The 24023-nt window shown below is 64.1% G+C and carries 20 protein-coding genes and 1 tRNA gene; 12 read left to right on the top strand and 9 right to left on the bottom strand.

All coding sequences use genetic code 11. The features are described from left to right. Positions 1-37 precede the first annotated feature (37 nt). The 7 genes from QX121_RS14785 to QX121_RS14755 all read left to right on the top strand — a co-directional run bounded on the left by QX121_RS14785 (position 38) and on the right by QX121_RS14755 (position 6606). Positions 38-1117 (top strand): LacI family DNA-binding transcriptional regulator, encoded by a 1080-nt coding sequence (locus tag QX121_RS14785; RefSeq protein WP_315776866.1) that lies wholly within the window; start codon positions 38-40, stop codon positions 1115-1117. A 138-nt stretch (positions 1118-1255) separates the two neighbouring features. Continuing rightward, a complete protein-coding gene (locus tag QX121_RS14780; RefSeq protein WP_315812306.1) occupies positions 1256-3079 on the top strand; it encodes an IlvD/Edd family dehydratase in 1824 nt (607 codons plus the stop codon). Positions 3080-3220: 141 nt separating this feature from the next. Next, a complete protein-coding gene (locus QX121_RS14775) occupies positions 3221-3955 on the top strand; it encodes an SDR family oxidoreductase (protein ID WP_315749728.1) in 735 nt (244 codons plus the stop codon). Between the two features lie 115 nt (positions 3956-4070). Next, entirely contained in the window at positions 4071-4817 is a 747-nt protein-coding gene (locus tag QX121_RS14770) for an SDR family NAD(P)-dependent oxidoreductase (protein ID WP_315812305.1), read from the top strand. Positions 4818-5018: 201 nt separating this feature from the next. Beyond that, positions 5019-5408 carry a GFA family protein gene (locus QX121_RS14765; RefSeq protein WP_315812304.1) on the top strand — a complete coding sequence of 130 codons (390 nt, stop codon included), beginning with the start codon at positions 5019-5021 and terminating at the stop codon, positions 5406-5408. Between the two features lie 54 nt (positions 5409-5462). Beyond that, positions 5463-6143 (top strand): site-2 protease family protein, encoded by a 681-nt coding sequence (locus tag QX121_RS14760; protein ID WP_315812303.1) that lies wholly within the window; start codon positions 5463-5465, stop codon positions 6141-6143. 61 nt (positions 6144-6204) lie between these two features. Continuing rightward, positions 6205-6606, top strand: coding sequence for a hypothetical protein (locus QX121_RS14755; RefSeq protein WP_315812342.1), 402 nt, complete (start codon positions 6205-6207; stop codon positions 6604-6606). A gap of 42 nt (positions 6607-6648) precedes the next feature. On the opposite strand, the gene QX121_RS14750 is transcribed toward QX121_RS14755, so the two are convergent. The 7 genes from QX121_RS14750 to QX121_RS14720 form a co-directional block, all read right to left on the bottom strand. Beyond that, positions 6649-7440 carry a TonB family protein gene (locus QX121_RS14750; RefSeq protein ID WP_315812302.1) on the bottom strand — a complete coding sequence of 264 codons (792 nt, stop codon included), beginning with the start codon at positions 7438-7440 and terminating at the stop codon, positions 6649-6651. 14 nt (positions 7441-7454) lie between these two features. Next, the gene (locus QX121_RS14745) at positions 7455-7925 is read right to left on the bottom strand and encodes a biopolymer transporter ExbD (protein ID WP_315812301.1); all 471 of its coding nucleotides are present in this window, start codon (positions 7923-7925) and stop codon (positions 7455-7457) included. Between the two features lie 6 nt (positions 7926-7931). Then, on the bottom strand, positions 7932-8855 hold the full coding sequence (gene exbB / locus QX121_RS14740) for a tonB-system energizer ExbB (RefSeq protein WP_315812300.1): 924 nt from the start codon (positions 8853-8855) through the stop codon (positions 7932-7934). 11 nt (positions 8856-8866) lie between these two features. Next, positions 8867-9556 (bottom strand): Fe2+-dependent dioxygenase, encoded by a 690-nt coding sequence (locus tag QX121_RS14735; RefSeq protein ID WP_315739695.1) that lies wholly within the window; start codon positions 9554-9556, stop codon positions 8867-8869. Positions 9557-9558: 2 nt separating this feature from the next. After that, positions 9559-11979: a TonB-dependent receptor gene (locus tag QX121_RS14730; RefSeq protein WP_315812299.1), complete on the bottom strand. Its 2421-nt coding sequence runs from the start codon at positions 11977-11979 to the stop codon at positions 9559-9561. A gap of 239 nt (positions 11980-12218) precedes the next feature. After that, entirely contained in the window at positions 12219-12479 is a 261-nt protein-coding gene (locus tag QX121_RS14725) for a hypothetical protein (RefSeq protein ID WP_315812298.1), read from the bottom strand. 379 nt (positions 12480-12858) lie between these two features. After that, positions 12859-13320, bottom strand: coding sequence for a MarR family transcriptional regulator (locus QX121_RS14720; protein ID WP_315739692.1), 462 nt, complete (start codon positions 13318-13320; stop codon positions 12859-12861). A gap of 158 nt (positions 13321-13478) precedes the next feature. On the opposite strand from QX121_RS14720, the gene QX121_RS14715 reads away from it, so the two are divergent. The 3 genes from QX121_RS14715 to QX121_RS14705 all read left to right on the top strand — a co-directional run bounded on the left by QX121_RS14715 (position 13479) and on the right by QX121_RS14705 (position 19073). Beyond that, complete coding sequence (locus tag QX121_RS14715) at positions 13479-14648, top strand: efflux RND transporter periplasmic adaptor subunit (RefSeq protein WP_315739691.1); 1170 nt, start codon at positions 13479-13481, stop codon at positions 14646-14648. Next, a complete protein-coding gene (locus tag QX121_RS14710; RefSeq protein ID WP_315812297.1) occupies positions 14645-17791 on the top strand; it encodes an efflux RND transporter permease subunit in 3147 nt (1048 codons plus the stop codon). The genes QX121_RS14715 and QX121_RS14710 overlap by 4 nt, the downstream gene beginning before the upstream one ends. A 106-nt stretch (positions 17792-17897) precedes the next feature. Continuing rightward, positions 17898-19073, top strand: a complete 1176-nt coding sequence (locus QX121_RS14705) for a hypothetical protein (RefSeq protein ID WP_315812296.1) — start codon at positions 17898-17900, stop codon at positions 19071-19073. Positions 19074-19097: 24 nt separating this feature from the next. Here the strand turns inward: QX121_RS14705 and QX121_RS14700 are convergent, their stop codons facing one another. Both QX121_RS14700 and QX121_RS14695 read right to left on the bottom strand, forming a co-directional pair. Further along, positions 19098-20165, bottom strand: coding sequence for an XRE family transcriptional regulator (locus QX121_RS14700; RefSeq protein WP_315812295.1), 1068 nt, complete (start codon positions 20163-20165; stop codon positions 19098-19100). Positions 20166-20167: 2 nt separating this feature from the next. Then, the gene (locus tag QX121_RS14695) at positions 20168-20842 is read right to left on the bottom strand and encodes a hypothetical protein (RefSeq protein WP_315812294.1); all 675 of its coding nucleotides are present in this window, start codon (positions 20840-20842) and stop codon (positions 20168-20170) included. A 232-nt stretch (positions 20843-21074) separates the two neighbouring features. On the opposite strand from QX121_RS14695, the gene QX121_RS14690 reads away from it, so the two are divergent. After that, a tRNA-Gln gene (locus QX121_RS14690) sits at positions 21075-21148 on the top strand. 312 nt (positions 21149-21460) lie between these two features. Then, a complete protein-coding gene (locus QX121_RS14685; protein ID WP_315812293.1) occupies positions 21461-23683 on the top strand; it encodes a tetratricopeptide repeat protein in 2223 nt (740 codons plus the stop codon). Positions 23684-24023: the final 340 nt, after the last annotated feature.

Raw genomic sequence — 24023 nt, 5'->3', positions numbered from 1 at the left:
CGCTTGTGTACCAGACCGCCTATGCTATGAGCGAGGCATGGGACGGAAACGCATCGAGCCGGGCAAAGTCCGGCTGACCGAAGTTGCGGCACTGGCGGGCGTCAGCCCGATCACGGTGTCACGCTTCTTCCGTAATCCCGCCACGGTCTCGGCCGGCCGCCGCACGCGGATCGAGAGCGCCGCCAAGGAGCTCGGCTATGTGCCGAACCTCGCCGCCCGCGCGCTCGCTTCGCAGCGCACCGAAGTGATCGGCGTGCTGATACCGTCCCTCACCAACAACGTGTTCTCCGACGTGCTGCGCGGCATCTATGACGCGTTCGAGGGTAGCCGCTACAGCATCCAGCTCGCCAACACCCGCTACAGCGTGCTGCAGGAGGAACGCCTGTTGCGGCTGTTCCTGATGCAGAAGCCGGCCGGGTTGATCGTGACCGGTCTCGACCAGACGGCGGAGAGCCGGTCGATCATCCAGGCAGCGGACTGTCCCGTCGTGCAGATCATGGAGCTCGGCACCGACCCGATCGACATGATGATCGGATTTTCGCATGTCGATGCCTGTTTTGCAGCCATTTCACACCTTCTCGCGCAGGGCTGCCGCCGCATCGGCTTCATCGGCGCCCGCATGGACCCAAGGGTGCAGCGCAGGCTGCAGGGCTATCAGAACGCGATGAAGGAGGCCGGTTTGTTCGACCCGCGTCTCATCGTCACGGCGCCTGTTCCGACCTCGACCACAATGGGTGGCAGCCTGTTCTCCGATCTGCTGATGAAGGCGCCGGATCTCGACGCAGTGTTCTGCGCCAATGACGATCTCGCCCTCGGCGTGCTGTTCGAATGCCAGCGCCGGCACATCGCGGTGCCCGAGCAGGTCGCGATCGTCGGCTTCAACGACATGGAATTCATGGCCGCGGCGGTTCCGACGCTCACCAGCGTGCGTACCAATCGCTACGAGATGGGCCGGCGCGCGGCAACGATGATCATGGACGCCGTCGAAGGGCGTCCCGTGGCGGAGCGCGTCGTCGATCTCGGCTTCGAGGTGATCGAACGGCAGAGCTCGACCTTGCAGCGCGCCGCCGCAAGTCCGCAGCCCGCGTCGGGGCGCGCTTCCGGAACAAAATGGTAGCGCAACCAAAAGCCATGAACTAGAACCACTCGAACCAACAACGACCTGAACGAAAGACGTAGGCGATCTTCGACAGCGGGCCGATGGCGCGCAGACGACAGACCGGCCTCGCCACGTTTGCACTGCGGGAGAAAACACATGACGAACTCGAACGGGCATGCCGGCAACGGCGCTGACAGGAGCCGCAAGCTGCGCTCGCAGGCGTGGTTCAACGATCCGCACAATCCGGGCATGACCGCGCTCTATCTCGAGCGCTATCTGAATTACGGCCTGACCCGCGCCGAGCTGCAGTCGGGCAAGCCGATCATCGGCATTGCCCAGACCGGCAACGATCTCTCGCCCTGCAACCGCCATCACATCGAGCTGGCGCACCGCGTCCGCGAGGGCATCCGCGCCGCCGGCGGCATCGCGATGGAGTTTCCGACCCATCCGATCCAGGAGACCGGCAAGCGCCCGACGGCCGCGCTCGACCGCAACCTCGCTTATCTCGGCCTGGTCGAAATCCTGTTCGGCTATCCGCTCGACGGCGTGGTGCTGACGACCGGCTGCGACAAGACGACGCCGGCCTGCCTGATGGCCGCGGCGACCGTGAACATCCCCGCCATCGTGCTCTCGGGCGGCCCGATGCTGAACGGCTGGCACGAGGGTCAGCGCACCGGCTCCGGCACCGTGGTGTGGAAGTCGCGCGAGCGGCTCGCCGCCGGCGAGATCGGCTATGAGGAGTTCATGGAGATCGTCGCCTCCTCGGCGCCCTCGGTCGGCCATTGCAACACCATGGGCACGGCATCGACGATGAATGCTCTGGCCGAGGCACTCGGCATGTCCCTGCCCGGCTGCGCCGCAATCCCAGCGCCCTATCGCGAGCGCGGCCAGATCGCCTACGAGACGGGAACACGCATCGTCGACATGGTGTGGGAGGACCTCAAGCCCTCTGACATCCTCACCCGCAAGGCGTTCGAGAACTGCATCGTCGCCAACTCCGCGATCGGCGGCTCGACCAACGCGCCGATCCACATCAACGCGCTGGCGCGCCATGTCGGCGTCGAGCTCGACATCGACGACTGGCAGAAGTTCGGCCACGACGTGCCGCTGCTGGTCAACATGCAGCCGGCCGGCTTCTATCTCGGCGAGGAATTCCATCGCGCCGGCGGCGTGCCGGCCGTGATCGGCGAGTTGATGCGCCACAGGCGCATCCACGAGGACGTCATCACCGTCAACGGCCGCAGCATGGGCGAGAATTGCCGCGAGGCGCCGAAGCCCGACGGCGACGTGATCTGGTCCTACGACAAGCCGCTGGTGAAGGACGCCGGCTTCCTGGTGCTGCGCGGCAACCTGTTCGATTCCGCGATCATGAAGACCAGCGTGATCTCCAAGGAATTCCGCGACCGCTATCTCGTCAACCCGAAGGACCCCAACGCGTTCGAGGGCCGCGCCATCGTGTTCGAGGGGCCTGAGGACTATCACGACCGCATCGATGATGAGCAGCTTGCGATCGACGAGCACTGCGTGCTGTTCATCCGCGGCGCCGGTCCGATCGGCTATCCCGGCGGCGCCGAGGTCGTGAACATGCAGCCGCCGGCGGCGCTGATCAAGCGCGGCATCTTGTCCCTGCCCTGCATCGGCGACGGCCGGCAGTCCGGCACCTCGGGCTCACCGTCGATTCTCAATGCGTCGCCGGAGGCCGCCGCCGATGGCGGGCTCGCAATCCTCAAGACCGGCGATCGCGTGCGCATCGACCTCAACAAGGGCTCGGCCAATATCCTGATCTCGGACGAGGAGCTTGCGAAGCGGCGCGCCGAGCTGAAGGCCAAGGGCGGCTTCCCGCACCCCGCCAACCAGACGCCATGGCAGGAGCTCTATCGCAACACCGTCGGCCAGCAGGCCACCGGAGCCTGCATGGAGCTTGCGACGCGCTATCACAACATCGCCGGCACCGTGGGTGTGGCAAGGCATAATCACTAGACCCAACTGCCGTCATTCCGGGGCGCGCGAAGCGCGAGCCCGGAATCCATACTCCCGATCGTGGTTATGGATTCCGGGCCCATCGCTTCGCGATGTCCCGGAATGACGATAACTAAGAAGTCAATTCCCAAGGGAGACTCCATGTCCGACCGTCTCAAGGGCAAGCGCGCCTTCGTCACTGCCGCCGCTGCCGGCATCGGCCGCGCCTGTGCCATTGCCTTCGCGCGTCAAGGCGCCACCGTATTCGCCACCGACATCGATGAGAACGGCCTGAGCACGCTGAAGAGCGAAGGCATTGCCGAAGTCGCGACGCTCGACGTGCGCAACACCGCGGCCGTGAACGCGATGGCCGAGCGGGTCGGCAAGGTCGAGATCCTGCTCAACGCTGCCGGCTTCGTGCACAACGGCACCATCCTCGACTGCTCCGACGACGACTGGGATTTCTCGTTCGATCTGAACGTCAAGTCGATGCATCGCACCATCCGCGCCTTCCTGCCGAAGATGCTCGATCAGGGCGGCGGCGCCATCGTCAACATCGCCTCCGCCGCGGGCGTGTTCAAGGCGGCGCCGAACCGCTACGTCTACGGCGCGACCAAGGCGGCCGTGGCGGCACTGACGCGCTCGGTCGCCGCCGATTTCGTCGGCAAGAAGATCCGCTGCAACTGCATCTGCCCGGGCACGATCGAAACGCCCTCGATGCTCGGACGCGCGGCCTCGGCCGGCCCGAACGGACTGGAGATGTTCATCTCGCGCCAGCCGATGGGCCGGCTCGGCACGGCGGAGGAGATCGCCCATCTCGCGGTCTATCTCGCCAGCGACGAGAGCGCGTTCACGACCGGCGTCGCGCATACCATCGACGGCGGCTGGACGCTGTAGTTCTGCTCCGTCATTCCGGGGCAGCCCGCAGGGCTGAACCCGGAATCTCGAGATTCCGGGTTCGCGCTGCGCGCGCCCCGGAATGACGACAACAAAGATCGACCGGGGAAACATCATGAACCACATCGACCTTACCAACCGCTGCGCTGTGGTCACCGGCGGCGCGCAGGGCTTTGGCCGCGCCATCACCGAGCGCTTCAAGGCGTCGGGTGCGAAGGTCGCGATCTGGGATCACGACATCGCGCTGGCGGAGAAGACCGCGCAGGCGATCGGTCCGGAGGTGCTGGCGCTGCAGGTCGACGTCACCGAAACCAAAGCGGTCGAAGGCGCCCGTGACGCGACGCTGGCCGCGTTCGGCAGCATCGACATCCTGGTCAACAATGCCGGCATCGCCGGCATCAACAAGACGGTGTGGGAGACCGATCTCGAGGAGTGGCGCAAGGTGCTGCGCATCAATCTCGACGGTCCCTTCATCTGCGCCAAGGCGATCGTGCCGGTGATGCTGAAGCAGGGCTATGGCCGCATCGTCAACATCGCCTCGATCGCCGGCAAGGAGGGCAACCCGAACGCTGCGCACTACTCCGCGTCCAAAGCCGGCCTGATCGCGCTGACAAAGTCGCTCGGCAAGGAGCTGGCGCAGCACAACATCACGGTCAATGCGGTGACGCCCGCCGCGGCGAAGACTGCCATCTTCGACCAGATGACGGAAGCGCACATCAACTTCATGCTGTCGAAGATCCCGAAAGGCCGCTTCGTGCTGGTGGAGGAGCTCGCCGCGCTGGTGTCGTGGCTCGCCTCGGAAGAGTGCTCGTTCTCGACCGGCGCCGTATTCGACATTTCCGGTGGCCGCGCAACTTATTAGTCGGCGTGCCGATCGATAGAGCCCGTCCTCACCGAGAAATCGTCATTGCGAGGAGGCGAAAGCCGACGAAGCACTCCAGAGCTCCTCGCGCGGCCCTGGATTGCTCCGCGGCGCCGCCGCGCTCGCAACGACGGCGATAGGCAGAACCGTTCCGGTGCTGCTGACGATCGCGAGAGTTCATGACCAGTTGGAGGTCCCACCATGACCCAGCACGGCGGCTGCTTCTGCGGCGCGGTGCGCTTCCGATGCACCGGCGAGCCGATCAACGTGCGCGTCTGCCACTGCCGCAATTGCCAGCGGGCGACGGGGGCGCCGTTCTTCGCCCGCGCGCTGTTCGCGCACGACGCGCTGACGATCACCGGCGAAACCGCGCGCTTCCCCTCCTCCGACGCGCTCGACCGCATGTTCTGCCCGCGCTGCGGCGTCAGGCTGTTCTCATGGCGCAAGACGCGCCCGGTGGTCGGCGTGGCCCTGGCCTGCTTCGACGACCGCAACGCGTTTGCCCCGACCGAGCACATCTGGGTCTCGGAAAAGATGGATTGGGTGCAGCTCAGCGACGGGCTGCCGCAATTTCCGGAGAATCCCGCGTAGCATCCGGGAACCATCGTGCCTATGTAGGGCGGAACGCGTCCGGAAACCCGATCCTTGAACATCTCGCTCTACGGCATCTCCGTCTGGATCCTGCCGATCATCATCGCCATCACCTTTCATGAGGCTGCTCACGCCTTCGTCGCCTGGCGGTTCGGCGACGACACCGCCTTGCGACTCGGTCGCGTCAGCTTCAACCCGATCCGGCACATCGATCCGTTCGGCACCATCCTGCTGCCGGGCATGCTGCTGCTGTCCGGCTCGCCCTTCCTGTTCGGCTACGCCAAGCCGGTGCCGGTCGATTTTCGCAATCTGAAGCCGCTGCGCGCCGGCATGGTGATGGTGGCGCTGGCCGGACCGGCCACCAACATCGCGCTGGCGCTGGCGGCCGGACTGGCGTTCCACGCCCTGCCGCTGGTTCCACCGGAGGCGGCGCGGTGGGTGGCCAGCAATCTGTGGAATATTTTCTCGTTCAACATCCTGCTCGCCGTGTTCAACATGCTCCCGATACCGCCGCTCGATGGCGGCCGGGTCGCGGTGGGCGTGCTGCCGGCGGCGCTGGCGCGGCCACTTGCCCGGCTCGAGCCGTATGGCATGCTGATTCTGATCGGATGTCTGATCCTCCTGCCGCTGGCGGGTTCCCAGTTCGGTCTCAATCTTGATCTTGTGTCGGGGCTGCTCCGCGCCACGACCGATTCTCTGAAGCAGCTGCTTCTGTTATTGACGGGCAATGTCTAGATCTCCCCGTCAGGGATGGTAACGAACGAGCCCCGAGGCACTCTTGGTCAAAGCCGCCGACATGATGATCGCACGCCGCGCCGACACCCGCGCCCGTGCCGATTTCGCGACCTGGAAGATGATCGCCAAGCTGAACGGCGCCTCCGGCCTGCCGCCGGCGGCGCAGGAATTCCTCGCAAGCTACAAGGCCCGCCTCGGCGACATGCCGGAGGACGAGGCGACCGAGGCCACCATCCGCGAGATGTACAAGGCCTATTATGCCGAGATGGGCGGCGGCGGCGCCCCGCCCGAAGTCAAGCCGGTCGCCGCCGAGCCGGTGACCGACAATGTCACCGCCTTCCGCAAGCTGCCGCCGAAGAAGGCGGCGCAAAGCGGGACGACCGCTCCGCGCAAGCTGCCGGTTGCGCTGATCTTCGCCGCGCTCTGCGTGGTCTATGTCGGAGTCAGGCTGTATTGGCAGTGAGGTGCACGGCCGGCCATGACCGTTCGGCCGATCGTCCCGGCGTCAGGTCTTGGTCGCCGGGAATTTGACGACGATGTTGAAGGGGATCTCGTCGTCGGAGACCTGCGCGGGCGGCTTGGGGAATGGGTCGGAGCGGCGCACCATTGCCACGGCTTCGCGATCGTAGTCCGGATCTCCGGATGATTGGATCACGTCGACGGAGACCACGTTGCCGCGGCGGTTCAGCTTGAACGACACCCGCACGCTGCCGCCCTGGGTCTTGCCGGCCGGATATTTCTGGTTCTTCTTCACGATCAGGCTGAGCTTGCGCTGCCAGTTCGTGGTCTGCGGATCCCGGTCCTTGCCCATGCCAATCGGATCGGGCGCCTTGACCCGCTCGGCGTCGGGCACCTTCGCATCGAGCGTCTTCCGCGAGCTGTCGATGGCCGAGTCATGCGCCTCGGAGGCGTTGGTCTCGACGGCGGCGACCTTCTCCTCCTCCGTCGGCTTCTTGACCTCGGTGGGCGAGACCCGCTGGTCGGCCTCTTCCGTGGTGGTTGGAGCGCCCTTCTGCAGATCCGTCTGCTCGGTCTCGGCCTTCTGCTCGGGGGTCGCGGCCGATGCCGTCTCGGCGACGGAATCGACGCCGTTGGGCAGGTCGTTCTCCTCGACCTTCGGCGCGGCCAGCTCGACGTCGATGACGTCGGCGGCGGTGCCGAGCCCGCCGGCGTCATCGTCGCCATGGGCCGTGGTCAGCGCCACCGCGACGCCGCCGACATGGAGCGCGACGGCCACCATCGCGGCCGCGAACCACGCGACCCGCGAAGTCGAAAGTCCGGTCTCGAGGTCACTCATCTCAGAACGGCCGCTCAGGGTTGTGGCGCCGGCGCGGCCGCCGCATCACCGGGCGCGCCGGGCACACGCTCCAGCGCCACCAGCTTGAATTTATAGCCGGCACTCCGCAGCAGCTCCAGGACCTCCATGACCTCGCCATAGGGCGCCGCACGGTCGCCGCGCAGGAAGACCGTTCGGTCGTCGGTACCGTGATCGGCCATCACCTTGTTCAGCTCGGACAGCAAGTCGACCCGCTTCACGGAGGTCTCGCCGATCGCAAGCGTGAGGTCCGGCTTGATCGAGACGTAGGTCGGCTTGTCCGGCTTCTTCTGCGGCGTGGCGCTCGAGGACGGCAGGTCGATCGGCAGGTCGACAGTCGAGAGCGGCGCGGCCACCATGAAGATGATCAGCAGCACCAGAATGACGTCGATGAACGGCGTCACGTTGATGTCGTGGGTCTCGTCGAAATCGTCGTCGAGATCGCCTTCGGAGAGCGAGACGGCCATCCTCGGCTACTCCGCCGCCCGGACGTGACGGCCGGTATGGCTGCGATCGAGATCACGCGACAGCAATCGTCCGGTGGTGCCGGAGGCGCGGTTGACGAGCTCGAGATAGCCCTTCGCGACCCGCGAGAAGTGATTGTAGATGATCACGGCCGGAATCGCCGCGGCAAGACCGATCGCGGTCGCCAGCAGCGCTTCCGCGATGCCCGGCGCGACCACCGCGAGGTTGGTGGTCTGCGATTTGGAAATGCCGATGAAGCTGTTCATGATGCCCCAGACGGTGCCGAACAGTCCGACGAAGGGCGAGATCGCACCGACGGTGGCGAGCAGGCCCATGCCGGTGCGGACCCGGCGCGCTTCGGCTCGAACGATTTCGGTAAAGCTCGAGGCTGCGCGCTCCTTGATGCCCTCGTCACTGCCGAGCCCGGCCGACAGCCGTGCCTCTGATATCGCAGCCTGCAGCAGCAATGCCGCGACGTTCTTGCCTTGACCAAGCGCAAGATGGGCCTCGGCCAGCGACTTCGCCCCGGTCAGCTTGCGCAGCGCGCCGACCAGCCGGCGGCGCAGGACGGAGAATTCGAGGCTCTTGGCGATCAGGATCGTCCAGCTTGCGATCGAGGCCAGCGCCAGCATGATCATGACCGCTTTGACGACGATGTCGGCCTTGAGAAACATGCCGAGCGGCGACAGCTCGTCGAGCCCGGTGGTCACCGACTTGCCACCGCGGGTGCCGCTCTCGCTGCCCACCGCGGCCGCCTGGCCCGACGCGGGAGGGGCCATCGTGTGTGCCGTGCCCGGCGCCGTCGCGGACGGATCGGTCGAGACCGCCGGGGCGGACCTGGCCGGCTCCTGCTGCGCATATGCAGGTAGCCCCGCAGCAACAGACAGACATGACAGGACGATTGCAAACCTAACGAGGAACGATGTCATCATATCTCGGCCCATTAGACCTCGGCCCATTGCCGGATCAGATTGTGATAGATGCCGGTCAGCTTGACAGCATCGGGATCGTCCCTCCCGAGGCGTTCCGCCAAGCTCTGGATCGCCGTGTCCAGATCGAAGATCATGCTCCGGACGTGGGCATCCCGTATCATGCTCTGCATCCAGAAAAAAGAGGCGACCCGGGCGCCGCGCGTGACCGGCGTGACCATGTGAAGGCTCGATGACGGATACAGCACCGCGTGCCCCGCGGGCAACTTGACTTCGTGCGAGCCGTAGGTGTCCTCGATCACAAGCTCGCCACCGTCATAGCTGTCGGGCTCGGCCAGGAACAAGGTCATCGACAGATCGGTGCGGATGCGCAGGCCGGTCAGCGGATCGCCGCGCACGGCATTGTCGACATGGATGCCGAAATGGTCGCCGCGCGAGGCAGTGTAGCGGTTGAACAAGGGCGGAAAGATCTGCAGCGGGATCGCCGCCGACAGGAAGCGCGGATGCTTCGTCAACGCCTGGATGACGCGCTGGCCGAGCACCCGCGCCGCCTCGCCATCCGGCGGCAATTGCTCGTTGCGCTTGACCATGGCCGACTGCGCCCCGGCCGTCGAGCGGCCGTCCTCCCACTCCACCGCATCCATGATGCGGCGGAACTCGGCCACCTCGTCTTTCGACAGAACGTCGGGGATGCAGATCAGCATGATCAGAACTTCGCAGTGGTGACGATGTAGAAGGCGCGCCCCGGGGCCACGGCGACGAACGGCACCGCGCTCCGATACAGCGTGTCGTAGTACAGCTTGTTGGTCAGGTTCTGGGCATAAAGCTTCATGGTCCAGTGCGCGTCGAGCTTCTTCTCGACGAACGCGTCGAAGCGCCAGTAGCTCGGTAGCTCGTTGCCGGTGTTCGCCGCGAAGGTGCCGCCATAGACCTTGGAGCGGTAGACCGCCTGGCCGCCGATCTCCCAGCCATTGTCGAGCTTGTACTTCGACAGCATGCTGAACGACTGGTGGGCGATGTTGGCGAGCTGCAGGCCGATGTTGGAAGCGACGCCACTCTGCGTGACCTTCGACTGCATCAGCACCAGGCCGCCGAAGATGCTCCAGCGATCGGTGAGCTTGCCTTCCGCCTCGATGTCGATGCCCTGGATGCGGTAGGCCGCGCCCGAGGTGAGCAGGCCGCCGACGGTCTCGCGGGCATTGTCCTTGGTGGTCTGGAACAGCGCGGCTGAGACCAGCAGATGGCGGTCGACCAGCTCCCATTTGGTGCCGAGCTCGGCCGCCTTGTTGCGCTCGGGTCCGAGCAGGACCGCGGTGTTGGCGGGCACGCCGCCGTAATCGGTGCCGGTGGCGTCGAGTTCGGAGCCGAACGGATTGGCCGAGGTCGCATAGGCCGCGTAGATGCTGCCGATCGGCATCGGCTTGTAGACCAGGCCGACATTGTAGTTGACCAGATCCGCGTTCATCTTGAGGTATTTCGGCGAATTGGTCGACGAGCTCATGGTGTAGCCGTCATAGCGCACCCCACCGTTCAGGATGACCGTGTCCTGCCAGTTGGCCGTGTCCATGACGTAGACGCTGTTGGTGTTGACGCCGTAGCGCGTCGGGTTGCCGACCAGCGACGGCGTATTGCTGAATGGGATGTAGGTGTACTGCGGCGAGTACACGTTGACGCCGGTGACCGCGCCCGAGCTGGTCGAGCCGCCGCCGAACAGTTCGGACGAGAGGCCGGTGTAGCGATCGATCGAGATGTTCTCGTTCGAGAACTCGGTGCCGAGAACGGCGGTATGCTTGACGCCGCCGGTATCGAGCTTGAACGTGGCGTCGTTCTGGTTGGCCCAGACGTCCACCGTCTGATAGCGGCTCTGCGCGCTCGCCGTGGTGGTCCAGAGCAGCGGATTGGGACTGGTCGTGTTCGGATTCTGCGGCAAGGTGCCGATATAGTTGAGCAGCGAGTGCTCGCCGCGGAACTTGCTGCTGAGTGTGATCGCCTCGTTGACCTTGTACTCGGCCGCGGCAGTGCCGAAATCCTGCCGCGCCGTCTGGAAGTCGCGATTGAGGAAGCCATACCAGGTGCCGCGCGGAATGCCCGCGGAGGTCACGGGGACGTTGCCTTGCTTGTAGTAGGGTACGCCGAAATCCGGATAACCCGACAGATCGGTATGGACATAGTTCGTCGTGATCTTGAGATCGTCGATCGGCGTCCACTTGGTCGAGAGGAAGGCGCCCCAGCGGTCGTCGGTGACGAAGTTGCGCCCCGCCACATTGGAGTCCTGGAACAGGCCGCCGGTGCGCACCGAGAAGGTTGGCGAGATCACCTGGTTCACGTCGAGCGTGACGCGCTTCTGCTGGTCGGTGCCGAACTCGGTATCCATCCGCTTGAAGTTCGTATCGCCAGCCTGCTTGGTGACGATGTTGATGGCGCCGCCGGCGGTGCCGCGTCCGGCATAGGACGAGGCCGGACCGCGCAGGATCTCGATCTGCTCGGTGAAGAAGTTCTCGCGGATCGACACGGCGGGATCACGGATGCCGTCGATGAAGACGTCGTTGCGGGCATCGAAGCCGCGAATGAAGAAGCGGTCGCCGAACGCATTGCCGCCTTCGCCCGATCCGAGCGTGACGCCGGCGGTCGAGCGGCCGATCTCCTTGAGCGCCGTGATGTGCTTGTCCTGCAGCACCTCCTTGCTCATCACCGTGATGGTCTTGGGCGTATTCAGTAGCGGCTCAGGAAACTTGCCCGACGCCTGCACGCGGTTGACCTTGTAGGGCTCGGCTGCGTCCGCGTAAGGGTTGGCGTCCGGCGCAGACAGCCCGCCCGCGTTCGGGAACGCCACCGCGGCCTGCTGCGCCGCCTGTTGACGGGCCGCCGCGCGGCGCAGGGCATTGCGCGCGCGGACCTGCTCGGCGGTCGGCTTGGAGGACGTCGGCTTGGCGCGCGCGATCGGCGCATCGACGTTGACCGGGGGCAGGTCGGAAGCCGGCTGCGCCTCGGCCGAGGACATCGATGCCACCGCCATCAGCCCGGCCACTGCCGACACCTTGGTGACGGAGGGCCCCTCTCCTCGTCCGTCATTGACCTTCATCGCTGCGACCCCACGCAGCGAACGCGGTGCTCTCACCTGTCCCATTTTATTTTCACGCGCCCCAGATTTTTTCATTCCACATCGCGAACGCGGATCATTTGCGTTGCAACGATGTGTCGTTGGTATCGGGCGCGTTTCAGGGGGTCAATTTGAGGAGCCCTAATTTGGCCTTGAATAGTTCCAGATCAAAACAATTCTAAAACGCTCAACTAACAACATGCGGAACTTGAAATCATTCTAAACAGCGCGAATTGACTCGCGCTGCCGTCGAATCGCTGCGCTTGTCAGTTCGACGAGCCAGCCGGCTCGTCGGGGCTCGGCGGCTTCATCAGCGAGAACAGCTCGTCCACGGTCTGCACCGCGATCTGGCGCACGCGATCGGAATCATCGACCCCCGCGATCCGCACGCCCTTGACGACGGCCCTGATCTCATCGCGAAAATCGGTCAGGAAGCGCAAGGGATCGCGCTGCTCGTTGGCGACGCGCGCGATCAGGCCGGTGACCAGGATCTGGCACGCGAGCATCTTTCCATTCAGTTCTTCCATCGTGAGCTCCCCATTCGCTATCGTCGCACGGCGCACCGTCGGGCGACGCAGCCTCGCTCCGGTTGAATCCTGCCGCGGACCGACGGCGCCATGACGGCGGCCGGACTCACCGGCTTCTAATCAGCTCCCATCGGGCGCGACAAGACGGCGAGAATAGGTCGGAGTGCGGCCTTCGCACGAGAGACCCGCGCGGTCGGCGACAGATCCGGCGCGGCGCGCTGGCCGGCAATGGCGGCAGAGGAATGCCGCAGACCGCCCTGCTCTCGCGCAGGCCGCACGGCGGCAACGGCAAGCTTCTGCGCCATTCTTCGCACTCAAGATGTTTTAGTAGAACAACGCAACTCAAGATGGGATCAAGACGGTCCGCGCTGCGGCTCAGCTATTTGAGCGCGACCTCGGCTTTCGGATCGGACAGCGTCTTGATCCGATCCTTCAGGTCCCTGAGCGTGGACAGGCTGGTCGCGACGGCCTCGTCCGGAATGTCGTGCAGAACCTCGCCGGCAATCGCATCGCGCAGCTCGTCGAGATCATCGACGAGCTTTCGTCCCGCGGCGGTGAGATGGAGACGGTTCGCGCGGCGATCCCTCGGATCGTGCCGGCGCTCCAGCAGCCCCTGCTCGACCAGCCTGTCGAGCAGACGCACCAGCGAAATGGGCTGCAGTTCCAGCACTTCTGCGAGATCGACCTGTGACATCCCCTCATGCGCGCGCAGCCGAAACAGCACCACCCATTGTGCGCGGGTCGTGCCGCGCTGTTTGGCACGATGATCAATATAGTTGCGCAGGATGCGCGAGCTTTCGACAAGCTGCGCAACGAGCTGACGTCTCATATCCAGCGACATGGCTGTGAACTCCCTTGCGATCCCTCGAAGCTTGCCGATTGTTTAGGTTTGTCCACGCGCTCGTGTGTTTACACATTAATTGCGTGCGTACTATATCTGGCGTGCTGGGAATGGTTTTAAAGACCGGTTATCCTGTTCGTCTCAGCATGTGGGCCAGCATGAAGACATCGCGAACCATAGGTTGGATCCTGCTGCTGGCGGCTCTCGGCGGCGCCGGCTATTACGGCTGGCAGCGCTATCAGGGCGCTGAGGCAGCGAAGAAGACGGCTGCGCAGAAATCGGCCGGGCCGCAGGCCGTTCGAGTCTCGACCGTGCTGGTCCAGAAGACGGACTTCCCGGTCTTCCTCACCGGCCTGGGGACCGTGCAAGGCTTCAACACCGTCCAGGTCCGGACCCGCGTCGACGGCCAGATCGACAAGATCGCCTTCACCGAAGGCCAGCTCGTGAACGAGGGCGACCTGCTGGTCGAGATCGACCCGCGGCCGTTCCAGGCCGCGCTCGACCAGGCCAAGGCCAAGCGGGCGCAGGACGAGGCCAATCTCAACAACGCCAATCTCGACCTGCAGCGCACCACCAAGCTCGGCGAGTTCGCGACCCGGCAGCAGCAGGACACGCAGCGCGCCACCGTCGCGCAGCTCACCGCTCAGATCGCAGCCGACGACGCCGCGATCGCCAATGCCCAGACCCAGCTCAGCTACACGCAGGTCAAGGCGCCGATCTCCGGCGTCGCCGGCCTGCGCCAGGTCGACATCGGCAACATCGTCAATGCCTCGACCCAGACCGGCATCGTTTCGATCGCGCAGATCGAGCCGATTGCGGTGATCTTCACCGCGCCGGAGGAGCAGTTGCCCTATATCAACGAGGCGCAGAAGGTTGCTGCCCTGAAGGTGATTGCGCTCACCACTGACGGCAAGAAACAGCTCGCCGAAGGCAAGCTGATGGTCGTGAACAACCAGGTCGACACGTCGAGTGGAACGATCCGGCTGAAGGCGGTGTTCGACAACAAGGACCACGTGCTGTGGCCTGGACAGTCGGTGTCGACGCGGCTCCTGGTGCGGACGCTGAAGGACGCCACGGTGGTTCCCGACGACGCCGTCCAGCATTCGACCAACGGGCTCTATTCCTACACGGTGAGCCCGGACAACAAGGCCGAGCTGCGCAAGGTGAAGGTCGGCGTTTCGATCGATGGCCGTACCGTGGTCGAAGAGGGGCTGACCCCCGGCCAGCAGGTGATTACGGGCGGTCAATTCAAAGTGCAGCCAGGCTCGGTCGTGACCACCGCGGTGGCCAGCTCGGAGCCGGCGCCAGCTAAGGTCCGGCAGGAATGAACGGCGGCGGCATCTCGGCACCCTTCATCAAATACCCCATCGGCACCTCGCTGCTGATGGCGGGCATCCTGTTCATCGGCCTCGTCGCCTACCCCCTGCTGCCGGTCGCGCCGCTGCCGCAGGTCGACTTCCCGACGATCCAGGTGACGGCCAACCTGCCGGGCGGCAGCCCCGAGACCATGGCAACCTCGGTCGCCCAGCCGCTGGAACGGCAGTTCGCCCAGATCCCGGGCATCGCCCAGATGACCTCGACCAGCTACCTGGGCACCGCATCGGTCACGATCCAGTTCGACCTCAATCGCAGCATCGACGGCGCCGCCAACGACGTCCAAGGCGCAATCAATGCCGCCTCCGGCCAGCTGCCGAAGAATCTGCCGTCGCCGCCGACCTACCGCAAGGTCAACCCGGCGGACTCGCCGATCCTGCTGCTGTCGGCGACCTCCGAGACGCTGCCGCTGACCACCGTCAGCGACGCGGTCGACGCCGGTCTCGCCCAGCAGATCAGCCAGATCTCGGGCGTCGCCCAGGTGATCATCGGCGGCCAGCAGAAACCATCCATCCGCATCCAGATCGACCCGGCCAAGCTCGTCGCCAAGGGGCTGTCGATGGAGGATGTGCGCAGCCAGATCGCGATCACCACGGTCGACGCGCCCAAGGGCAACATCGACGGCGAGCGGCGGGCCTATACGATCTACGCCAACGACCAGCTCACCGAGTCGAAGGACTGGAACGACGTCATCATCGCCTACCGCAATGGCGGCCCGCTGCGCATCCGCGACATCGGCAAGGCTGTGACCGGGGCCGAGGACGCCAAGCAGGCGGCTTGGGCCAATGGCAAGCGCGGCGTGTTCCTGGTGATCTTCAAGCAGCCCGGCGCCAACGTCATCGAGACCGTTGACCGCATCAAGGGGCTGTTGCCGCGGCTGGTCGCGGCGATCCCACCGGCGATCAAGATCGATCTCATCTCCGACCGGACCACCACCATCCGCGCCGCCGTTGAGGACGTTCAGTTCACGCTGATCCTGACCATCTTCCTGGTGGTGATGGTTATCTTCATCTTCCTGCGCAGCTTCTGGGCGACGGTGATCCCGACCATCACAGTGCCGCTGGCGTTGCTCGGCGCCTGCGCGATGATGTGGGGGGTCGGCTACACGCTCGACAATCTGTCGCTGATGGCACTGACGATCGCGGTGGGCTTCGTGGTCGACGACGCCATCGTCATGCTCGAGAACATCTCGCGTTATGTCGAGGAAGGCGAATCGCCGATGGCCGCCGCCTACAAGGGCGCCAAGGAGATCGGCTTCACCATCGTGTCGATCTCGATCTCGCTGGTCGCGGTGCTGATCCCGCTGCTGCTGATGGGCGGCATCATCGGCCGGCTGTTCCGTGAGTTCGCGGTCGTGCTGGCGATGACCATCTTCGTCTCGATGTTCGTGTCGCTGACCCTGACGCCGATGATGGCCTCGCGCTTCCTGCGCAACGAGCACGCCGCGCAGCACGGCAAGTTCTACCAGTGGAGCGAGGCCGCGTTCGACGCGATGCTGCGCGCCTATGAGAAGGGGCTCGATCTGGCGCTGCGCTGGCGCTTCGCCACCTTGATGGTGTTCTTCGCCACGCTCGGATTGTCGGTCTATCTGTTCATCCTGATCCCGAAGGGCTTCTTCCCGCAGCAGGACGTCGGCCTGATCACCGCGACCTCGGAGGCCTCCCAGGACATCTCGTTCAAGGCGATGCAGTCGCGCCAGGAGGCGCTCGCCAACATCGTAATGGCCGATCACGACGTCGCCAGCGTGGCCATGGCAATCGGCGGCTCCGGCCGCGCCGGCAACAACGGCAACATGTTCATCACGCTGAAGCCGCGCGAGGAGCGCAACGCGACGGCGCAGCAGATCATCACCCGCCTGCGGCCGCAGCTCGAGAAGGTCGAGGGTGCGCGGCTCTACATGCAGGCAGCGCAGGACATCCGGCTCGGCGGCCGCCCGTCCCGCACCCAGTTCGAGTTCACCTTGCAGGATCCCAACGTCGCAGAGCTGAACGAATGGGCGCCGAAGATCCTTGAGAAGATGCGTTCGCTGCCGCAGCTGCGCGACGTCGCCACCGACCAGCAGGCCGACGGCACCACCGTGCAGCTCACGATCAACCGCGACACCGCCTCGCGGTACGGCATCTCGCCGCAGCTGATCGATGACACGCTGTATGACGCGTTCGGCCAGCGCCAAGTCGCGCAGTACTTCACCCAGCTCAACTCCTACCGCGTGATCCTGGAGATCCTGCCTGAGCTGCAGGGCAACATCGACACGCTCAACAAGCTCTACGTGAAATCGCCGACCACCGGCGACCAGGTGCCGCTCTCGACCTTCGCCAGTTGGACCAACGTGCCGGTGCGGCCGCTGTCGATCAGCCACCAGGGCCAGTTCCCGTCGATCACGATCAGCTTCAACCTCGCCCAGGGCGTCGCGCTCGGCCAGGCCACCGATGCGGTGCAGCGCGCGATGGTCGAGCTCGGCGCGCCGGCGACCTTGAACTCGAGCTTCCAGGGCACCGCGCAGGCGTTCCAACAGTCGCTGTCGACCGTGCCGCTGCTGATCCTCGCGGCGCTCGTCGTGGTCTATCTGATCCTCGGCATCCTCTACGAGAGCTACATCCACCCGATCACGATCCTGTCGACCCTGCCGTCGGCCGGCGTCGGCGCGCTCGCGATCCTGATGGCGTTCGGCTACGATTTCAGCCTGATTGCGCTGATCGGCGTCATCCTGCTGATCGGCATCGTGAAGAAGAACGGCATCATGATGGTCGACTTCGCCATCGCCGCCGAACGCGACCAGCATCTGCCGCCGGAGCAGTCGATCCGCCAGGCCGCCCTGCTGCGCTTCCGTCCGATCATGATGACGACCATGGCCGCGCTGCTCGGCGGCGTGCCGCTGATGCTCGGCAACGGCACCGGCTCGGAGATCCGCCAGCCGCTCGGCTATGCGATGGTCGGCGGCCTCATCGTCAGCCAGATGCTGACGCTGTTCACGACGCCGGTGGTCTATCTCTATCTCGACAAGGTCAACAACGCCTTCGCGCGCTGGGGCCGCACGCATATCGACCACGAGCCCGAGACCGCAGCGGCAGGTCCGGTCAAGGAAGCGGCGGAATAATCCGCCGCTTCTTGTCGCCTACTGCCGCGCCATCTCCGCGTTGGACACGCCCTCGCCGACGCCATGAAGTGGGCAGCGAGCTTTGGCCAGAAGAAGGGAAAGCGCAGTGGCGCTGCCTGAGGGTGTCGAAAAGGTCACCGTTCGCAAAAAGAACGGCAAGGCCTACACCTACTACTATTGGAATCCCGGGCGCGGCACCGACCGAGAGGGCGAGCGCATCAAGCTGCCGAACGCCGAGACCGAGCCACGGGCTTTCTGGACCGAGGTCGAGCGGCGCCAGGCTTCCATTCGGACGGCGTTTCCCGCGGGATCGATCGGCGATCTCATCTCGCGCTATCGCGCCAGCGACGAGTTCAAGCGCCTCGCCGACGGCACCCGCACGAACTACGAAGTGACAATGCGCCGAATGGAGGAGCAAGGCGCGGCGCGCGTGCGGGACCTGACACCGTTCGTCGTGCAGACGGCGCGCGACACGATGAAGGCCACGCCGGTGATGGCGAACCAGATGCTGTCGGTCGGACGGACCATCTTCGATTGGGCGATCCCACTCGGTCTCGCGGAGGCAAACCCGTTCGAAAAGGTCAGAGACTTCGACATTCCCGACCGAGGCCATGTGCCCTGGCCCGACTGGATCGTCGACTATGTCCGGGCGAATGCGTGGCCGGACCTGGTCCGGATGACGCGGCTCGGCATCATGACATGCCAGCGCGGCAGCGACCTGATCCGCATGGGCCCGGAGCATCGCGACCGCAACGGGCTCTGGTGCCGGCCAAAGAAGACGCGGAAGCGCCGCCGCGCGTTCCACATCCCTCTTGCTGCGGTCGACGCGATCGAGATCGACCGCTGGGCCGAAACGCCCATGACGTTCACGAACACGCGCTGGCTCAAGCCGATCGAGCGCTTCCGCGAAGACCTGTACCTCTATTCGCCGAAGGGCGCGCAATACACCCCCGACGGCCTGCGGGCGCGATGGGGCCGCTGGCTGGAAGGCACATCGGAAGGCAAACAGCTCTGCCGCCGGTGGAAGGAATGGGTCGCCGGCCAGGTCAAGAAATACGAGTGGGACATCGACCCCGAGGATGCCGACCACCCTACCATCCACGGCCTGCGCGGCACCGGCATCCTGGTGCGCGCCGAGCAGGGCTACGAAGTCGACCAGATCGCCAATGATATCGGAATGTCCCGACAGAACGTCGAACACTACATGCGGTTCAAGGACCAGATGAAGGTCGGGCTCGACGGCCAGAGGAGACTTCGCGTCGTAATCGGTCAGAAGGACTGAAAACCAGCAGCACTGAGTTGTGCGCTAAATGGCCGATAGCTTGCGAGCATCAGGTCTCGGGGTTGATTTACCTAAGACCCCGAAAATCATCGAGTCGACTTCACTAGGTGGCAGATTGAGATCGCGAGCAATCTCAGTGCGGGTAATCCTATCGGCCCAAAGGGATTTCAGAACCTTGTCCCAAACTACGGACATCTCACGCTCGATCGGGAACGGTTCGTTCTTGTTAAACCCACGTTCTGCAATTTGAATGCAGAAGTTGCGATTTTGCCACTCAGTAGTCACCCCGAGCTTCCGAAGGCGGTAGTTGAGCGCCGCTACCGACACCTTCCATCTGGCCTTCTGCTCAATAATCTGATTGAGCGAGTGCACGTAGGGTATCTGTGCTAGAACATCCGCTTCGGGCATCAAAAAACAAGACGCAAACCTGTTTGCCTCATCCTCAGCTTCTCGGCCTCTCGGCTTACCGTCTTGATGCAGCACTAGATGACCGAGTTCGTGAGCGGCGTCAAACCGACTGCTCTCCGGACTCTTCATGGTGTTCAAAAAGATGTACGGCTTACCCTCACGCCAGAGCGAGAAGGCGTTCACTTTTAGCGAGTTCTCGGCCAACGAGAAAACTCGAACGCCTTTAGATTCTAACAGATGAATCATATTGGAGATGGCCCGCTCTCCGAGCGCCCAGTCTTGCCGTAATACTCTACTCGCCTCCTCCGGTGAGTAGAACTCCAAGTTAGGAACCGCGATCTTCGGAAGATCGAAGCGCGCCTCAACATAATCAGAAATTAGAAATCCGATTGAGCCAGCGGCCAGTGCAGCGTCCCGAACCCCGGCCGTCATTGACGTTTGACTGCGGAAGCTCGCCGCATCAGCCAAGGGTTCATCGACGTCATCCCCGAAGAAGAACTCAACCGGAAATCCGAGAGTCTTTCCAAGGACAAGAATCATGTCGTCTGCCGGAACAGTTTTCCCGGCCTCGTAACGCATAACAGTGTACTCACTGACACCTAGCACATCAGCGAGCTTGCGCTTGTTCAGCAATCGCCGCTTTCGAGCGATGCCGAACCTCCTCCCATTGAATTTCTTACCCATAGTTACTTGCGACGTACCGGAATATCGAACTCGGAACTGGACGCTTCAGGCTTGAGCTCTTGGCGCGACTTCACGCTTGGCGGCCAGTCGCCCGGCCCAACTAGAATGATTCGTTCGCTGAACCCAGTGAAAAAACCACTCTCAACGGAGATTGGACACGAGAACTCTGCGCGAACGACATCGCCCTCATTGAACACGCAGATATAGAACGTGGCGTAGGTGGACGAGTGACGAGCCCTTGGAGTGAAAAGAATGACCTTTCCATCTGGTTTCGAGGTCAACAGGCCGAACAACGTCTGCTGCGTTCCATCAACAGCACGGTCGGTAGCCGCGCCTTTCCGGGCGCGGTTCTGAGGAATTGAGCCTGGTAGGGCCTGCCCAGTCTGTTCATCCGTATTGGCGACAGTGATGCGCATGCCCAGCGTATGGTTCACAACACAAGACATTTGGTCGGTGTCGTCCTTCAGCCAGCCGCGAGGCCGCAACACCTCTCGCGATCGCCGAACACCATGCCGCCATGACGACCATCCTGGGGCCGAGGGGGGATCGTTTTCAGTGCATGCCGCCTTGCCGGCCACCATAGCGGTGACTACTTCCAGCAGGCTCTCCCGATTAAGTCCGAGGGCTGCGAGGCGGCCATCGACTTCAATCGCGCTTTTGAAGATTGCGACTGCCATTCAGGACGTCCTTGTCAGTTTTTCCTTCCTCAAATGAGCACAGAAAAACTGACAGCACAATCCGTATCGCCCCTGTACCCACAAGCGCCCAATTCCAAGGAATTCGCCTACCGAGGGCTAGACCGAGAACGTCGACCCGGCTATATGACCTCGGCTGACGGGGCGATTTGCAAAACTCTTGGCCCTGATTGCAAAACTTCCGAAAAAATCACTGCGATATCAGTGACTTCGGTGGGGAATGGTGTAACGGTAGCACAACAGACTCTGACTCTGTTTGTCTTGGTTCGAATCCAGGTTCCCCAGCCATTCGGTGCTGACCCACTATTTTTGAGGTCAGCCGGTTTCGACTCGCGAACGAAACGCCACCCCGTCGTCGCGCACACTTCGTTGTTCCCGTCACTGCACCTCGGCGTCTCCGCGCACTTCGTCCTCGGAGAGCTCTGTCGATCGCAGCGGTACCTTGTTCTTCCAGATCCTCCAGCGCGATGCTTGCGATGGCGGATGGTCGACACCGCCTGACCCGGCGCCGAATTGCCGGGAACACAGTCCTCCCGATTGCGAATCGGCGAAAACAAAACAACCATTGCGAGCAATGAAGCGCTCCCCGGAGGATTGCACTTGCAGAGCAGCGTTGGCTCCCGCGCCTTTCAAAACGCAAGGCTGCAGAAGCGCGCCAAGAAACAGGCGGACGTGCTGTTGCCAGCGGCGGTCAAGGCCTACCGCGAAGGCCGACATCCGGAAGCTCAGGCACTGTGCCAGCAGATCCTGCAGGACCTGCCGCATCATTTCGGCGCCCTGCATCTGCTCGGCGTGTCCGAGCGGGATTGCGGCCGTTTCGACCAGGCGGTGCTCGTCCTGACACGCGCGGTCGAGATCGACCCGCGCTCGGCCGGAGCCCAGTCCGATCTTGGTCTCTCGTTATTCCGGCTCGGCCGCTATCAGGAGGCCCGCGCTCGTTACGAACGCGCCGTCGAACTCCAGCCGAACTTCCCGGCCGCGCTCACCAATCTCGGCACTACGCTGATGAGCCTCTCGCGTTTCGAGGAGGCGATTGCTGCGCATGACCGCGCCATCGCGCTGAACCCCGGCTATGGCGACGCCCATGCCAATCGCGGAATGGCGCTGCTGCTCACGGGCCGGTACGAGGACGCCGGCCGGAGCTTCGATCGCGCGCTCACGCTGCAGCCGCGGTTGCTGACGGCCCTGTTCGGCAAGGGCCTGGTCAGCATGAACCTGCGGAATTTCGATGCTGCACTGGCGGCGCTGACTGCGGCGCTGGCCATCAATCCGAATGCGGCCCCTGCCCTCGCCCAGCGCGGGCGGGCCTATCAGGAGCAGGGCAAGTTCGACGAGGCAGAAGCCGATTTTGACGCGGCACTGGTCCTCGAACCGTTGCTCGAAGACGCCCTGCGCGGCAAGGCCACGGTTTCGCTCGTGCGCGGCAACATCGCCCTGGCGATCTCGTTCGTCGACAAGATCCTGGCGCAGAACCCGAAGCAGGAGAGCGCCTGGACCCTGCTCGGGGTCTGCTCTGCGATGCAAGGCGACATCGCCACGGCAATTGCGGATTACGACCGCGCGCTCGCGATCAACCCGAACTACGAGGACGCGATCACCAAGAAGATCTTCGCGCTGGATTTCCTGCCCGAGATCGGAGTCGAACGTCTCCAGGCAGAACGGAGATATTGGTGGGAGGCGATCGGCTCGCGATTACCCCGTGTCCAACTCGGTGGGCGAGATCTCGACCCCGATCGGCAGCTCGTCGTGGGCTACGTCTCCTCCGATTTCCGCGAGCATTCGGCGGCTCTCGGCTTCCTACCGATCCTGCGCCATCACGACCGCGCCAAGTTCGAAATCATCGGCTATTCCTGTTCGCCGGCAAAGGACGCCAAGACGGAGTTATGCCGTTCGCAGGTCGATCGCTGGGTCGACGCCTGGCAGTTGACCGACGAGAGGCTCGCCGAGCAGATCCGGGCCGACAAGGTCGACATCCTCGTCGACCTCTCGGGGCATTCCGCCGGCCATCGGCTCACCTTGTTTGCGCGCAAGCCCGCCCCGATCCAGGTCTCCGCCGTCGGCAGCGTCACCGGCACGGGGCTGCCAGTGATGGACTATCTGCTGGCCGATGCGGTGACGATCCCGGCCGCGGTCCGGCATCTGTTTGCCGAAAGGATCTACGACCTACCGTCGCTGATCACGATCGAACCGCCGCCTCCAATTCCACCGTCGCCGCTGCCCATGCTTCGCAACGGTCACGTCACCTTCGGCTCATTCAATCGCGCCGACAAGTTTTCGGAGCCCACTCTGGCTCTATGGTCGAAGCTGATGGCTGCGACGCCGGGCTCTATGATCGTCGTCAAGAACCATGCGATGAGCGATCCCCTGCTGCGCGACCGATTGATCGCCCGCTTCGTCGCCCACGGCATCGCCGCGGAACGCCTCCGTTGCGTCGGAAAGACATCGCGCGAGGAGCATCTTGCGATGTTCGCCGATATCGACATCGCACTCGATCCGTTCCCGCAAAATGGCGGCATATCGACGTGGGAGTCACTGCAGATGGGCGTGCCTGTCGTCACCAAGCTCGGCAGCAGCCCCTCGGCACGCGCCGGCGGCGCGATCGTCAAGGCGGTCGGCCTCGACGCGTGGGTCGCCGATGACGACGAAGGCTATCTCGCGGCAGCGCTGAAATTCTGCTCGCGGCCCGGCGAGCTTGCCGCGCTCCGCGCTGAGCTGCCGGCCAGGGTATTGAATTCAACCGCCGGAAACGGCGCGCTCTACACGCAGCATGTGGAACAGGGATACCGGACGTTCTGGCGTGACTATTGCGCGAGGGCCAGCTAGCCTTTGAATCAGAACTGGTTCGGCCGGCACAGCCTTGCGCCCGTGCGCCGCTCCAGCCATGCCAGAGAGTCTTCCGACCGCGCCAGGACCTGCGCCCGCGACAATCCGAATTGCTCGAGCGAATAGACATGCTTGCAGCGGCGGCCGATGGCCTCCCCATGGAACGCTCCCCTGGGCGTGGCTGACGCGTGCATGCTGGCGAACGGCCTGCCCGATCAAAACAAAGGCGCCACGAACGCGGCTGATGCGACGCCTGCGGAGGCGTCGACGGTACAGTCCCGCCGGTCCCCCGCGCCCCGCATCCTCGGCTCGCCGTCACGATCCAGCCAACGTGCGCCCG

The sequence above is a fragment of the Bradyrhizobium sp. SZCCHNR2028 genome (genome assembly GCF_032380995.1).
Classification (GTDB): Bacteria; Pseudomonadota; Alphaproteobacteria; order Rhizobiales; family Xanthobacteraceae; genus Bradyrhizobium.
This window is presented reverse-complemented; position numbering and strand designations above follow the sequence as displayed.